Here is a 14883-nt window from a genome sequence, read left to right as displayed (position 1 = left end):
GGCGAGCACCCACCTTAATCATGAGCGATCTGGGGAGATTTGAACACCAGGAAAAAGCGAGGAAATCAGTCGCCGCGAAAAAACAGCGGATAGCAAAAAAATGTGATAAAACGGGAGATTCCGTCAGAATGACAGAAGCAAACGATTACAACATCGCGGCCTAACAATAATGATCCCACAAATATCGCAAGCACCGGGTCTGATCCAAACGGTGCTGACATTCCTTGAAACCTTAAAAGCGCAAGGATTCACCGGCGAGTACGCCACCAGCTACGCTGATCGTCTCTCCTTATCCACCGATAACAGTATCTATCAGTTACTCCCTGACGCAGCACTGTTCCCACGTTCCACGGCAGATATCGCTTTGATCGCCCGCGTGGCGGCAGAGCCGCGTTTTGCCAGCCTGGTATTCGCACCTCGCGGCGGCGGCACCGGCACCAACGGGCAGTCGCTTAATCAGGGGATTGTGGTAGATATGTCCCGGCATATGAACCGCATCCTGGAGATCAACCCCGACGAGGGTTGGGTGCGTGTGGAAGCCGGGGTGGTGAAAGATCAGCTCAATGCTTATCTCAAACCCTACGGTTATTTCTTCTCCCCAGAATTGTCGACCAGCAACCGCGCCACGCTGGGCGGCATGATCAATACCGATGCTTCCGGGCAAGGTTCTCTGGTCTATGGAAAAACCTCCGACCATGTGATCGGGTTACGTGCCGTGCTACTGGGTGGCGACATTCTGGATACGCGCGCCATGCCGACCGAGTTAGCGGAAACCCTGGCAGAAAACGACAGCAGTGAAGGGCGGATTTATCGCGCGGTGCTGCAAAGCTGCCGCGATAAGCGCGAGCTGATTCTGGAGAAATTCCCGAAACTCAACCGCTTCCTCACCGGCTACGACCTGCGTCATGTGTTCAGCGACGATCTGCAGACCTTTGATCTGACCCGCTTGCTGTGTGGTGCTGAAGGTACGCTGGCGTTTATCGCCGAAGCCCGTCTGGATATCACCCGTATTCCTAAAGTCCGTCGGCTGATCAACATCAAGTATGACTCCTTTGATTCGGCACTGCGCAATGCTCCTTTTATGGTGGAAGCAGAGGCCCTTTCAGTCGAGACCGTGGATTCCCGCGTGTTAAACCTGGCGCGTGAAGACATCGTCTGGCACTCCGTGAACGAGCTGATTACCGATGTTCCCGGTAAAGATATGCAAGGCCTGAACATGGTCGAGTTTGCCGGAGATGATGGTGAGAAGATCGCGGGGCAGGTTGATGCACTGTGTGAACGGCTCGATAGCCTGATGGCACAACAGCAGGCAGGTGTGATTGGCTATCAGCTGTGCAACAGCGTTGAAGGCATTGAACGTATCTACAATATGCGCAAGAAAGCGGTGGGGCTGTTAGGCAACGCCAAAGGGCGCGCTAAGCCGATCCCGTTTGTTGAAGATACTGCCGTGCCCCCCGAGCACCTTGCCGACTATATTGTGGAGTTCCGCGCGCTGCTGGATGGGCACGGGCTGAGTTACGGTATGTTTGGCCACGTGGATGCGGGTGTTTTACACGTGCGCCCGGCGCTGGATATGTGCGATCCGCAGCAGGAGATGATGATGAAACAGATCTCCGATGAAGTGGTCGCGCTCACCGCACGCTACGGTGGCTTACTGTGGGGCGAACACGGTAAAGGCTTCCGCGCTCAGTACAGCCCGGCGTTCTTTGGCGAAACCCTGTTTAATGAACTGCGCCGCATCAAGGCGGTATTCGATCCCGATAACCGTCTCAATCCAGGCAAAATCTGTACGCCGCTCGGCAGCGAAGCCCCGATGATGCAGGTGGATGCGGTGAAGCGCGGTTACTACGATCGACAAATTCCGCTGACCGTACGCACCGAATGGCGCGGGGCGATGGAGTGTAACGGCAATGGGCTGTGCTTCAATTTTGATGCGCGTAGCCCGATGTGCCCGTCGATGAAAATCACCCGCAACCGTATTCACTCGCCCAAAGGGCGCGCCACGCTGACGCGTGAATGGCTGCGTCTGTTGGCTGAGCAGGGGGTAGACCCGAATCAGTTGGAGAAGCAACTGCCGGAAAATCGTTTATCTCTGCGCACCTTTATTAGCCGCACGCGTAACACCTGGTTTGCCAAGCGGGGCGAATATGACTTCTCCCACGAAGTGAAAGAGGCGATGTCAGGGTGCCTGGCCTGTAAAGCCTGCTCCACGCAGTGCCCGATAAAAATTGATGTACCCAGCTTCCGTTCGCGCTTCTTGCAGCTCTATCACACCCGCTATCTGCGCCCGGTAGGCGATCATCTGGTTGCCGCCGTTGAAGGTTATGCGCCGTTAATGGCAAAAGCGCCAAAAACCTTTAACTTCTTCCTCAGGCAACCGTTGGTGAAGTCGCTGAGTCAGCGTCATCTCGGGATGGTGGATTTACCGCTGCTCTCGACGCCCGCTTTGCAGCAGCAGTTGAGCGGACACCCGGCGATGAACATGACGCTGGAGCAGCTAGAAGCGCTGGATGTAACGCAGCGTGCCGAGTATGTGCTGGTGGTGCAGGATCCGTTTACCAGCTTCTATGAAGCGCAGCTGATCACGGACTTTATTGCCCTGATTGAGAAACTGGGACTGCGTCCGGTGTTATTGCCTTTCTCACCCAATGGTAAAGCCCAGCACGTAAAAGGCTTCCTGCAACGTTTTGCACGCACCGCCAGTAAAACCGCTGATTTCCTCAATCGCGTAGCAAAACTGGGTATGCCGATGGTGGGTGTCGATCCGGCGACGGTGCTCTGCTATCGCGATGAATATAATCAGACGTTGGGTGACAAGCGGGGTGATTTTCATGTACAGCTGGTACACGAATGGCTGCAAACCGCCCTGGCGGAACGCAACATTCAGCCCACCAGCGGCGAAGCCTGGTATCTGTTTGCCCACTGTACTGAAGTGACCTCACTGCCTTCAACGCCCGATCAGTGGCGGGATATTTTCTCGCGCTTTGGCGTGAAGCTGGAAAACATCAACGTCGGTTGCTGTGGCATGGCGGGAACCTATGGTCACGAAAGTAAAAACCTGGAAAACTCACGCGGGATTTATGCGCTGTCATGGCAGCAGCAGTTAGAAAAACTGCCGCGACAACGTTGTCTGGCCACCGGCTTCTCCTGTCGTAGCCAGGTTAAACGCATGGAAGGGAGTGGTATGCGTCATCCACTCCAGGCGTTGTTAACAATTTTGTAAAAAAATTGTGGCGACGAAAACACGTGGCTGGATTAGAATATCCAGCCCGCGTGGCGGACGAAATCGCTCTGTAGCTCGGTGGCTTTGTCCCATTCGCCGCTGAGCGCTAGCTGATGGCACAGGCGGGTGAGGGAGAGGCGAGCCAGTTGGTAAGCCTGAATGCGGAACAGTTGTTCACGATCGCTGTTACCCATCTCCTGCACCAACCGGTGGTGCAATTTGCCTAATGCATGCAGGTAGCTTTGGTCGTCGCCATTGAGTTGACAGATCTCCGCCATATCAAGGCAAGTGTCGTTAAACTGACGTAATTGCTGGATGGTACAGTCATCCCGGTTGAGCTTTGCCTGAGACATATAAAAATCGACGGTGAGATCGCGCACCGAAAATTGGTATTCGTCGATTTTGTGTTGAAGCCAGGCGGAGACGGAAAGCGACATGCGGCAACCCTAAAGCGATAATGATAATAATTATCATATTCATTCCGCAGGGGATTGCAATTGCTCGCGAAGATTTTTTATTGATTTACTTAGCCTGTTAATAAAATCGGTAATAACAATTTCGCTACATGACAGAAAGGCGTAACCTATCAATCGTAGCGTTTTCAAAAAGTGATATTGTAATTTTTTGTGAAAAAAGAGTGAGTTACGTCAGGTTAGTGTGCTGAAAATCCTGAAGTTCATCCCGTCAGGGAGAGACTATGCTTAATAAAGCAGCGATGAAAAACAGCACAAGATGATTATCCCTGCAAATCAAGTGGTTGAAGTGAACCTCCAGATCACTACCATAGGGGGATAGCCTGAAAAGGTCCGGACTTATGAGGTATCAATATGGCATCTGTTAATGCAGCCACGTTTTCTCCCGACGACTTCGTCTGGAAAGGGCTGACGCTGACCGAATCCGCAGCGAAACAAATTCTCAATCTGGTGGCGCAGGATCCCGAAGTGAAAGGCTTACATCTGGGCGTTAAGCAGTCCGGCTGTGCAGGCTTTGGCTATGTGATGGAACTGGCGAAAAACCCGGCTGATGACGATCTGCAGTTTACTTTTTTTGGCGCATCTTTGTATGTCCCGCTTCAGGCAATGCCCTTCGTGGATGGCACTGAAGTGGATTACGTCCGCGAAGGTTTGAACCAAATTTTTAAATTCAATAACCCGAAAGCTCAACATGCCTGTGGGTGTGGTGAGAGCTTTGGCGTAGAGTAAGTAAAATATGTCACGACACAGCGAAGCATCTGACGATGTACAAATGTGGGATGGAAAGCTCAACTACAAAGAGGGCTTCTTCACCAACCTGCAAACTGATGAGCTGGCGCACGGCATCAATGAAGATGTTGTTCGTGCCATTTCTGCTAAGCGTAATGAGCCGGAGTGGATGCTTGAATTCCGCCTCAAGGCCTACCATGCCTGGCTGGAAATGGAAGAGCCACACTGGCTGAAAGCGGAATATGAAAAGCTGGATTATCAAGATTACAGCTACTACTCCGCGCCTTCTTGCGGCAACTGCGATGATACCTGTGCCTCAGAATCAGGTGCAAAACAGTCTTCAGGCAGCACGCCTTCTGGCGACTTCCTGACGCAGGAAGTTGAAGACGCATTCAATCAGTTGGGTGTCCCGACGCGTGAAGGACGTGAAGTGGCGGTTGATGCCATCTTTGACTCCGTGTCAGTTTCAACCACTTATCGCGGCAAGCTGGCGGAGCAGGGCATTATCTTCTGCTCATTCGGTGAAGCGATCCACGAATACCCGGAACTGGTGCAGAAATACCTCGGCACCGTGGTTTCCTACAATGACAACTTCTTTGCGGCATTGAACTCCGCCGTGGCTTCAGACGGCACTTTCGTGTACATCCCGAAAGGCGTGCGTTGCCCAATGGAACTGTCTACCTATTTCCGTATCAATGCAGCCAAAACGGGCCAGTTCGAACGCACCATTCTGGTGGCGGACGAAGACAGCTACGTGAGCTACATCGAAGGCTGTTCCGCGCCGGTGCGTGATACCTACCAGCTGCATGCGGCAGTGGTTGAGGTCATCATTCACAAGAATGCGGAAGTGAAGTACTCCACCGTACAGAACTGGTTCCCAGGCGGGGAAGGTCAGGGCGGGATCCTGAACTTCGTGACCAAGCGTGCGTTGTGCGAAGGCGACCACAGTAAAATGTCCTGGACCCAGTCTGAAACCGGTTCAGCCATCACCTGGAAGTACCCAAGCTGCATCCTTAAAGGTGACTACTCCATTGGTGAGTTCTACTCTGTGGCGCTGACCAGCGGTCGTCAGCAGGCAGATACCGGCACCAAGATGATCCACATCGGTAAAAACACCCGTTCTACCATCATCTCAAAAGGGATTTCCGCCGGTAAAAGCGAGAATACCTACCGTGGTTTGGTGAAGATCATGCCGACAGCGACTAACGCGCGTAACTTCACGCAGTGTGACTCGATGTTGATTGGCCCTGATTGTGGTGCGCACACCTTCCCGTACGTGGAAACGCGCAACAACTCAGCGCAACTCGAGCACGAGGCGACCACCTCGCGTATCGGCGAAGATCAGATGTTCTACTGTCTGCAACGCGGCATCAGCGAAGAAGATGCGATCTCAATGATCGTAAACGGCTTCTGCAAGGATGTATTCTCTGAGCTGCCACTGGAGTTCGCGGTGGAAGCACAAAAACTGTTAGCCATCAGCCTTGAGCACAGCGTGGGCTGATGCCATCACACGTGATGCCGGAAGCAATGTGAAGGAAAGAGTATGTTAAGCATTAAAAATTTGCAGGTCAGCGTTGAAGATAAAGCCATTCTGCGTGGCCTCGATCTTGAGATCAAACCAGGTGAAGTTCATGCCATCATGGGACCTAACGGTTCAGGGAAAAGTACCCTGTCAGCAACCTTAGCGGGCCGTGATGATTACGAAGTGACCGGCGGTTCCGTCACGTTTAAAGACAAAGATCTGCTGGAAATGGACCCGGAAGAGCGCGCAGGTGAAGGCATCTTCATGGCGTTCCAGTATCCGGTAGAAATTCCTGGCGTCAGCAACCAATTCTTCCTGCAAACTGCGGTTAATGCGGTACGTAAACACCGTGAGCAGGATGAGCTGGACCGCTTTGAGTTCCAGGACTTCATCGAAGATAAAATTCGCCTGCTGAAAATGCCAGAAGACCTGCTGACGCGTTCCGTCAACGTTGGCTTCTCCGGCGGTGAGAAAAAACGTAACGACATCCTGCAGATGGCGGCACTTGAGCCGGATCTGTGCATCCTGGATGAAACAGACTCAGGTCTGGATATCGATGCCCTGAAAACCGTTTCTGAAGGCGTTAACAGCCTGCGTGACGGTAAGCGTGCCTTTATCATTGTTACGCACTACCAGCGTATCCTGGATTACATCAAACCTGACCACGTACACGTGTTGTATCAGGGCAAGATCGTTAAGTCTGGTGACTTCTCGCTGGTGAAACAACTGGAGGAGCAAGGCTATGGCTGGCTTACCGACCAGGAGTGATAAAGCGCTGCAGCAGTGGCACCACCTGTTTGAATCCCGTGGCGACGCTCGTTCGTTGCAGGCTCAGCAGCACTGGCAGCAACTGATGCGCGAAGGCTTACCGACCCGTAAGCACGAAAACTGGAAATATACCTCACTGGATGCACTGCTGGAGCAGCAGTTCGTTCTGCCGCAGGCACAGGCCGCCTTGAGCGCCGCTCAGGTTGATGCGCTGGCGCTGCCGATCGATGCCGTGCGACTGGTGTTTGTTGATGGCCAGTTCCAGGCGGAACTGAGCAGCGCGGATACCGATCTGTTCACCATCCAGCACAGCCGTGCGGCTGAACGCCGTCCACTGCCTGCACCCGTGCAGCCGGAGGTGTTCCTGCACCTGACGGAAAGCCTGGCGGAAGAAGTGACCACCATCAGCCTGGCGCGGGGTAAATCCGCTGCGCGTCCGCTGTATCTGGTTCACATCAGCCGTGGTCAGGCCGATGCGCTGAATACCGTGCATCACCGCCATCACCTGCAACTCGAAGAGAGTGCTGAAGCGGAAGTGATTGAGCACTATGTCAGCCTGACGGCTGAGACGCACTTTACCGGCGCACGCTTCACCTTCGAAGTGGCCGATAACGCGCGGCTTAACCACATTAAACTGGCCTTTGAAACCAGTGCCAGCTATCACTTTGCCCATAACGACATCGTGATTAGCCGTGATGCAAACGTCAGCTCCAGCAGTTTCCTGTTGGGTGCGGGCCTGAGCCGTCACAACACCAGCGTTCAGCTTAACGGCGAAAACACTGAACTGGCATTAAACAGCCTGGTGCTGCCTGTGGGGCAGGAAGTGGCGGATACCCGTAGCTACCTTGAACACAATAAAGGCTACTGCCTGAGCCGCCAGCTGCATAAAACCATCTCACGCGACAAAGGCCGTTCGATCTTTAATGGTCACATTAAAGTCGCACAGCATGCGCTGAAGACAGATGGACAGATGACTAACAACAACCTGTTGCTGGGTCGTCTGGCCGAAGTGGATACCAAGCCACAGCTTGAGATCTACGCGGATGATGTGAAGTGTAGCCATGGTGCCACCATCGGTCGTATCGATGAAGAACAGCTGTTCTATCTGCGCTCACGCGGCATCGATCAGGATGCAGCACAACAGATGATCATTCACGCCTTCGCTGCGGAAGTGACCGAAGTGATTGAGAATGACATCGTGCGTAAAGCAGTCCTGGATCGCATTGCACAGCGCTTTCCTGGAGGCGACGCATGACATTTGATCTCAAACGTATCAGGGCTGATTTCCCGATCCTGAAGCGTGAGGTCAACGGGCAACCGCTGGCCTATCTGGACAGCGCCGCCAGTGCGCAACGTCCATTGGCGGTGATTGACGCCGAAAGTCACTTCTACAAGCACGGCTATGCGGCCGTGCACCGTGGTATCCACACCCTGAGCCAGATCGCCACAACGGACATGGAAAATGTCCGTTCTCAGGCTGCTCGCTTCCTCAATGCCGCGTCGGCGGAAGAGATTGTCTTCATTAAAGGGACAACGGAAGGGATTAACCTGGTGGCGAACAGTTGGGGTGGCAGCCAGCTGCAAGCGGGCGATAACCTGATCATCACCGCCATGGAGCATCACGCTAACATCGTGCCCTGGCAGATGGTCGCCCAGCGTACCGGTGCAGAGATCCGTGTGTTGCCGTTAACGGAAAATGGCGAGCTGGCGGTGGAAAAACTGGCCGATTTGATCGATGAGCGTACACGCCTGCTGGCTGTCGCACACGTGTCAAACGTGCTGGGTACGGTTAACCCGGTTAAAGCGCTGGTGGCTCAGGCCAAAGCGGCGGGGCTGGTAACACTGGTTGACGGTGCGCAGGCAGTGATGCACGAGAAAGTGGATGTGCAGGATATCGGTTGCGACTTCTACGTCTTCTCAGGTCACAAGCTGTATGGGCCAACCGGCGCCGGTATTCTCTACGGTCGCAAAGCGCTGTTAGATGAGATGCCACCGTGGGAAGGGGGCGGATCGATGATCGACAACGTCCTGCTGCCCATGGGTACCACCTGGAACAAAGCGCCTTGGCGTTTTGAAGCGGGGACGCCGAACACCGGCGGGATTATTGGTCTCGGTGCTGCGTTACACTACGTAGAAACGCTAGGCTTTGATGTGATTCATCAGCGGGAAACCAGCCTGATGAACTATGCACTGGAAAAGCTGGCTGACGTGCCGGATTTAACCATTTATGGTCCTGCGACACGCTATGGCGTTATCGCCTTTAATCTGGGCAAGCATCACGCCTTTGATGTGGGCAGTTTCCTCGATCAGTATGGTATTGCCATCCGTACCGGACACCACTGCGCCATGCCGCTGATGCGTCACTACAACGTACCCGCCATGTGCCGTGCCTCGTTCGCGATTTACAACAGTGAAGCGGAAGCCGACCGCCTGGCGGCTGGCCTGACACGTATTCACCGTCTGCTCGGTGGTTGAGCAGACAGCAGGAGTCAGTGATGGCTAATTTGCCAGATAAAGAAAAGCTGGTGCGTAACTTCAATCGTTGCGCTAACTGGGAAGAGAAGTACCTTTATATCATCGAGCTGGGGGCGAAATTGCCTGCTGCGGCAGACGATTTGCATCAGCCTGAGAACGTTATCTCTGGTTGCCAGAGTCAAGTGTGGATCAAAATGACCCCGCAAGCGGATGGCACCATTGCCCTTGCCGGTGATAGCGATGCCGCCATTGTAAAGGGCCTGATTGCGGTGGTCTTTAGCCTCTATCAGAACCTGACCGCGCGCGATATCGTCGCGCTGGACGTGCGTCACTGGTTCGGCGAGCTGGCATTGACTCAGCATCTCACCCCCTCGCGATCGCAAGGCCTGGAGGCGATGATACGTGCCATTCGCCAACATGCACAAACGCTAAGCTAAGCTACACTCAAAAGACGCCATCCGGCGTCTTTTTTTATCCCGTCAGGATAATCCCATGAGAACAGTTTACTTACTTTTAGGTGCACTGCTCGCCGCCGCGTCTCTGTCTGCACCGGTTAATGCCACAGAATACCGTCTCCCAGCCCCAGATAGCCGTTTAATTGGTGAAAACACCGTAATCACTGTCCCCAACGATAAAAAGCCGCTGGAGGCGATTGCTGCACGCTATCAGATTGGCTTACTGGGCATGCTGGAAGCCAATCCAGGTACCGACCCATGGTTGCCGCGCGCGGGCAGTCAACTGACTGTACCGTTGCAGATGCTCCTCCCGGATACGCCGCGCCAGGGCATTGTCATCAACCTTGCCGAGCTTCGGCTCTATTACTATCCCCCGGATGAAAATCGGGTGATTGTGTATCCGATTGGTATCGGCCAGCTTGGGGCCGCGACCCCGGTAATGGTCACGCAAATCCGACAAAAAATTCCGAACCCGAGCTGGACACCCACGGCCAACATCCGCAAGCGCTACGCGAAACAGGGCATTACGCTGCCGGGCACCGTGCCAGCCGGGCCAGAAAACCCCATGGGCTTGTTTGCACTCAGGCTGGCGCACGGCAGCGGGCAGTATCTGATCCATGGCACCAATGCGGACTTTGGTATCGGGATGCGCGTCAGCTCCGGCTGTATCCGCCTGCGGCCACAGGATATTGAAGCCTTGTTCAATGCCGTTCCAGCAGGGACGCGGGTGCAAATCATCAATCAGCCCATCAAATATGCGGTAGAGCCTGATGGTAAGCGCTACATCGAGGTCCATCAGCCACTGTCACGTAATGAAAGCGATGATCCACAAACGGTGCCAATCGCGCTCAGTGCGGATTTAAGAGGTTTTCTTCACAGCAGTGGGACGGACAAGGCGCAGGCGGATGCAGCGATTACACGGCGTTCTGGGATGCCTGTGCTGGTGAGTGCAGGGGAGTAGAACAGGGCTTACGAAGAGGCACCAAAATCAGGGCAAAAAAAATGGCACCACGAGGGTGCCATTTTTATTACCAGTACTCTTACTTACGGTAAGAGTGAGCCTGGTTGTCCAGACGCTGGTTAGCGCGAGCTGCGTCATCTTTAGCAGCCTGAACGTCAGAACGGATTGCGTTCACGTCGTTGCTCAGCTGGTCAACTTTAGCGTTCAGAGTCTGAACGTCTGAAGACAGCTGGTCGATTTTAGCGTTGCTTGAGCAGCCAGCCAGCAGAGTTGAACCCAGGATTACCGCGCCCAGTACCAGTTTAGTACGATTCATTCTTTATACCCTCTAGATTGAGTTAATCTCCATGTAGCGTTACAAGTATTACACAAAGCTTTTTGAGTTGAGAATAAATTTTTGCTAATAACCTGCTTAAACTTGATCGTTCGCTCAAAGAAGCAGCGTCGAACAGAAGATGATAAAAAAATTTAGCGAAAACAGAGAGTTTTAATCGGATTAACCTTAATTTTTCGACGAATTGAATAGTTATTTTCGATTGGAAATTTTGCCAGTTTGTATTAGCTGAGGAATAAAAAAACGCCCGAGGAGGGCGTTTTTTAAAATAGGATGAAAAATATCTTACAGACGATGTACAGAAGCGGTGTTAGTAGTACCGCTCGGAACTAATGCGCCCGAAACCATTACCACGATATCACCCTGCTGCGCGTAGCCACTTTCCAGGGCCGCTTCTTTACCAAGACGGTAGAAGTCATCGGTTGATTCAATTTTAGAGACCAGGCGAGTTTCCACACCTTTGGTCAGAACCAGCTGACGCGCGGTGGTTGGATTGGTAGTCAACGCCAGGATAACAGCATCCGGGAAATACTTACGGATCGATTTGGCTGACTTACCGGCTTCGGTCGCAACAACAATCAGAGGTGCTTCCAGTTTTTCTGCCGTTTCTACCGCACCGCGACATACTGCTTCAGTGATACGCAGTTTGTGGGTGTCATGCGGTGTGTCGATACGAGACTGCATCACGCGGTCTGTACGTTCACAAATGGTCGCCATGATGGTCACAGCTTCCAGTGGGTATTTACCTTTGGCACTCTCACCAGACAGCATTACGGCATCCGTACCATCGAGGATGGCGTTAGCCACGTCGCCTGCTTCTGCACGGGTAGGGCGCGGGTTTTTGATCATCGAGTCCAGCATCTGCGTTGCAGTGATAACCACTTTACGCGCCTTGTTGCACTTCTGGATCATCATCTTCTGCGCAAAGATAACTTCTTCAACCGGGATTTCAACACCCAAGTCGCCACGTGCGACCATGATGCCGTCTGATGCTTCGAGGATTTCGTCGAAGTTGTTCAGGCCTTCCTGGTTTTCAATTTTAGAGATGATCTGAATCTTCTCGCCACCGTGCTGCTTCAGGTGTTCACGGATCTCTTCAACATCTGAACGCTTACGAATAAAGGAGGCTGCAACAAAATCTACACCCTGTTCGCAACCGAAAATCAGGTCACGCTTGTCTTTTTCCGCCAGCGCAGGCAGCTGAATCGAAACGCCTGGCAGGTTAACGCCTTTGTTCTCGCCCAGATCACCGTTGTTCAGGACTTTACACACCACGGTATCGCTGTTGACTTCAGTCACTTCCATGCCAATCAGGCCATCATCAACCAGCACGGTGTTGCCTACTTTCAGGTCCTGGGTCAGGCCTGCATAAGTCACTGCTACGCGCTCGTTGTTGCCGATAACGGACTGGTCTGTGGTGAAGGTAAAGGTCTGACCGGCTTTCAGCGCAACGTCATTACCGCCTTCCAGCTTAATGGTGCGAATTTCTGGGCCTTTGGTGTCGAGTAATACCGCTGCAGTCTGGCCGGTTTTCGCGAGTACCGCTCGCAGGTTAGCGATGCGCTGACCGTGTTCGGCGTAGTCACCGTGGGAGAAGTTTAAACGCATGACGTTCATGCCTGCGTCCAACAGTTGGGACAGCACTGCTTCAGATTCAGTTTTCGGGCCGATAGTACAAACGATCTTAGTCTTTTTCATGACGAGTTATCTGTAGGTTGTGATGAATGATAAAGGTCGGGACGTGCTGCTGGTGCAACACGTGAGAATGCGATTGTTGTTTTTGTACAGAATAAAGAATAGAAGATGAGGTCAGCGCGTGCAGAGGAAGTTGTGCGCGAATAGGAAAACGCGATGGCGTTGTTGCGCAATAAAAAGACGTTAATTTGGCTGTCACGTTAGCGCTGAAACCTTTCAAGTGGGTCAACGGCGCTAGTATAGACGCTAAGTATGCGAAAACCAATTGGAAAACGGAAAAAGTCTTAAAATGCTTAGGGTTGGGATTTTATTGCGCAACAAGGGGAATAATCAGGAGATGGTGCGCTCTAGTGGACTCGAACCACCGACCCCCACCATGTCAAGGTGGTGCTCTAACCAACTGAGCTAAGAGCGCATTTCAGAATTTGGTGCGTCCGAGTGGACTCGAACCACCGACCCCCACCATGTCAAGGTGGTGCTCTAACCAACTGAGCTACGGACGCACTTTGGTGCGCTCTAGTGGACTCGAACCACCGACCCCCACCATGTCAAGGTGGTGCTCTAACCAACTGAGCTAAGAGCGCAACATGCTGTCTGGGTGACAGCGGGGACGAATATTATCGACAGTGTGTCTGACTGGCAAGGAGAAAAATGCAATTTTCGTGACGACTGACTGACATCTGTGCGATGCGCCGTTTTTTTATCCGAAACGGGGCATTTCAGCCCCGGATCAAGGACTAACGTGCGGCGCGAGTCAGGATCATCTCGGCAGGCAAACGCTGTAAACGACGGATGCGCCAAATCATCATCACGGCGGCCGACGTCAGCCCGGCAATGAAGCCGCACCAGAAGCCCGCAGGCCCCATGCGTGGCACAATCACATCTGTCAGCGCGAGCAGGTAGCCCGTGGGCAGGCCCAGTACCCAGTAGGCAATAAAGGTAATAAAGAAGATGGATCGCGTATCTTTATACCCGCGCAGGATACCGCTGCCGATCACCTGAATGGAATCCGAGAACTGGTAAATCGCGGCCAGTAGCATCAATTGTGCTGCCAGCGTCACCACCAGCGGGTCCTGGCTATACAACAGGGCGATGTGGTGACGGAAAACCACCGTAAACAGCGCAGTGATTGCCGCCATACAGATGCCAACGCCTTGCGCCGTCCATGCGGCGACGCGCGCCTGCTCGGCAGAACCCTGACCCAGACGGAAGCCTACCCGGATAGTGGTTGCCACACCCAGCGACAACGGCAAGACAAACATCAGCGAACTAAAGTTGAGTGCGATCTGGTGCCCAGCCACGCTGACAATCCCTAAAGGCGATACCAGTAAAGCCACAACCGCGAACAGCGTCACCTCGAAGAACAGCGCCAGCCCAATAGGAAGGCCTAAGGTAACAAAGCGCCACAGCACCGGCCACACAGGCGCAGACCAGCGTTCGGTCAGGCGGATATCCCGCATATGGGGGATGCGACGCACCCAGAAGCGCATCGCCACAAACATCACCCAGTACACCGTGGCAGTCGCGACACCACAGCCGGGGCCGCCCAACGCGGGCATGCCCAAATGGCCATAAATAAAGATCCAGTTAAGCGGGATGTTCAGCATCAACCCGAGGAAGCCCATGATCATGCCTGGCTTGGTTTTCGACAGACCTTCACACTGGTTACGCATCACCTGAAACAGGAGATAGCCGGGCGCACCGAACAGCAGAGCGTGCAAATAGGCTTCGGCTTTTTGCGCTAGCTGCTCGTCGATATTGTGCATGGAACGCAGTAGAAAACCGGCATTCCACAGCACAATCATAATGATGATGGCGAGAAACAGCGCCAACCAGTGCGCCTGACGGACCTGATGAGCAATCCGCTCGCGGCGACCGGAGCCGTTAAGTTGCGCAACGGTGGGGGTCAGGGCGAGTAAAATGCCGTGGCCCAGCAAAATCGTCGGCAGCCAGAGGGAGGTGCCAACGGCCACCGCTGCCATATCGGTGGCACTGACGTCGCCAGCCATAATCGTATCGACAAAGCCCATCGCAGTCTGAGCAACCTGCGCCAAAATGACCGGAATAGCTAAAGCGAGCAACTGTCGTGCTTCTGTTAAATACTTCTGCACTTAAACACCTGTTGTTATGAGGAATATTGAAAAAACGGGAAACCACAAGGAAAACGCGGCTTAGTGTAACTGGCAGCGGGAAGTTCGCCAATCTTTGCCGGCGTTTCGCTGTGGATGGCCTCTAATGCTAAGGCCGT

The 14883-nt window shown here is 53.4% G+C and carries 12 protein-coding genes and 3 tRNA genes; 8 read left to right on the top strand and 7 right to left on the bottom strand.

The features are described 5' to 3' along the window. Positions 1-169: 169 nt before the first annotated feature. On the top strand, positions 170-3223 hold the full coding sequence (ydiJ, locus tag F3J40_RS00375; RefSeq protein WP_167011883.1) for a D-2-hydroxyglutarate dehydrogenase YdiJ: 3054 nt from the start codon (positions 170-172) through the stop codon (positions 3221-3223). Between the two features lie 32 nt (positions 3224-3255). Here ydiJ and F3J40_RS00370 read toward each other — a convergent pair whose 3' ends face one another. Next, positions 3256-3660 (bottom strand): hypothetical protein, encoded by a 405-nt coding sequence (locus F3J40_RS00370; protein ID WP_017348984.1) that lies wholly within the window; start codon positions 3658-3660, stop codon positions 3256-3258. A 390-nt stretch (positions 3661-4050) separates the two neighbouring features. On the opposite strand from F3J40_RS00370, the gene sufA reads away from it, so the two are divergent. From sufA to F3J40_RS00335, 7 genes are read left to right on the top strand one after another with little or no spacing between them, the layout of a single operon-like run. After that, positions 4051-4425 (top strand): Fe-S cluster assembly scaffold SufA, encoded by a 375-nt coding sequence (sufA, locus tag F3J40_RS00365; RefSeq protein ID WP_017348983.1) that lies wholly within the window; start codon positions 4051-4053, stop codon positions 4423-4425. 7 nt (positions 4426-4432) lie between these two features. Beyond that, complete coding sequence (sufB, locus tag F3J40_RS00360; protein ID WP_026042769.1) at positions 4433-5926, top strand: Fe-S cluster assembly protein SufB; 1494 nt, start codon at positions 4433-4435, stop codon at positions 5924-5926. Between the two features lie 42 nt (positions 5927-5968). Beyond that, positions 5969-6715: a Fe-S cluster assembly ATPase SufC gene (gene sufC / locus F3J40_RS00355; protein WP_017348981.1), complete on the top strand. Its 747-nt coding sequence runs from the start codon at positions 5969-5971 to the stop codon at positions 6713-6715. Then, positions 6690-7970 carry a Fe-S cluster assembly protein SufD gene (sufD, locus tag F3J40_RS00350; RefSeq protein WP_167011881.1) on the top strand — a complete coding sequence of 427 codons (1281 nt, stop codon included), beginning with the start codon at positions 6690-6692 and terminating at the stop codon, positions 7968-7970. Before sufC ends, sufD begins: the two co-directional genes overlap by 26 nt. Continuing rightward, complete coding sequence (sufS, locus tag F3J40_RS00345; protein WP_167011879.1) at positions 7967-9190, top strand: cysteine desulfurase SufS; 1224 nt, start codon at positions 7967-7969, stop codon at positions 9188-9190. The genes sufD and sufS overlap by 4 nt, the downstream gene beginning before the upstream one ends. Before the next feature lie 20 nt (positions 9191-9210). Further along, positions 9211-9627 carry a cysteine desulfuration protein SufE gene (sufE, locus tag F3J40_RS00340; RefSeq protein ID WP_017348978.1) on the top strand — a complete coding sequence of 139 codons (417 nt, stop codon included), beginning with the start codon at positions 9211-9213 and terminating at the stop codon, positions 9625-9627. A gap of 55 nt (positions 9628-9682) precedes the next feature. Continuing rightward, the gene (locus F3J40_RS00335) at positions 9683-10606 is read left to right on the top strand and encodes a L,D-transpeptidase family protein (RefSeq protein ID WP_167011877.1); all 924 of its coding nucleotides are present in this window, start codon (positions 9683-9685) and stop codon (positions 10604-10606) included. A 79-nt stretch (positions 10607-10685) separates the two neighbouring features. Here the strand turns inward: F3J40_RS00335 and F3J40_RS00330 are convergent, their stop codons facing one another. The 6 genes from F3J40_RS00330 to F3J40_RS00305 all read right to left on the bottom strand — a co-directional run bounded on the left by F3J40_RS00330 (position 10686) and on the right by F3J40_RS00305 (position 14746). Next, entirely contained in the window at positions 10686-10922 is a 237-nt protein-coding gene (locus tag F3J40_RS00330; RefSeq protein ID WP_007374746.1) for a major outer membrane lipoprotein, read from the bottom strand. A 303-nt stretch (positions 10923-11225) separates the two neighbouring features. Next, complete coding sequence (gene pykF / locus F3J40_RS00325) at positions 11226-12638, bottom strand: pyruvate kinase PykF (protein ID WP_167011875.1); 1413 nt, start codon at positions 12636-12638, stop codon at positions 11226-11228. A 335-nt stretch (positions 12639-12973) separates the two neighbouring features. After that, positions 12974-13050: transfer RNA gene (locus F3J40_RS00320), tRNA-Val, on the bottom strand. Between the two features lie 11 nt (positions 13051-13061). After that, positions 13062-13138 (bottom strand) — tRNA-Val (locus F3J40_RS00315). Between the two features lie 4 nt (positions 13139-13142). Then, positions 13143-13219, bottom strand: a tRNA-Val gene (locus tag F3J40_RS00310). Positions 13220-13372: 153 nt separating this feature from the next. Further along, the gene (locus F3J40_RS00305; RefSeq protein ID WP_167011873.1) at positions 13373-14746 is read right to left on the bottom strand and encodes an MATE family efflux transporter; all 1374 of its coding nucleotides are present in this window, start codon (positions 14744-14746) and stop codon (positions 13373-13375) included. Positions 14747-14883: the final 137 nt, after the last annotated feature.

The organism is Candidatus Pantoea multigeneris, from assembly GCF_011752615.1.
Lineage (GTDB): Bacteria > Pseudomonadota > Gammaproteobacteria > Enterobacterales > Enterobacteriaceae > Pantoea > Pantoea multigeneris.
Note: the sequence above shows the minus strand (reverse complement) of the source record. Positions and strands in the feature narration are given on the sequence as shown.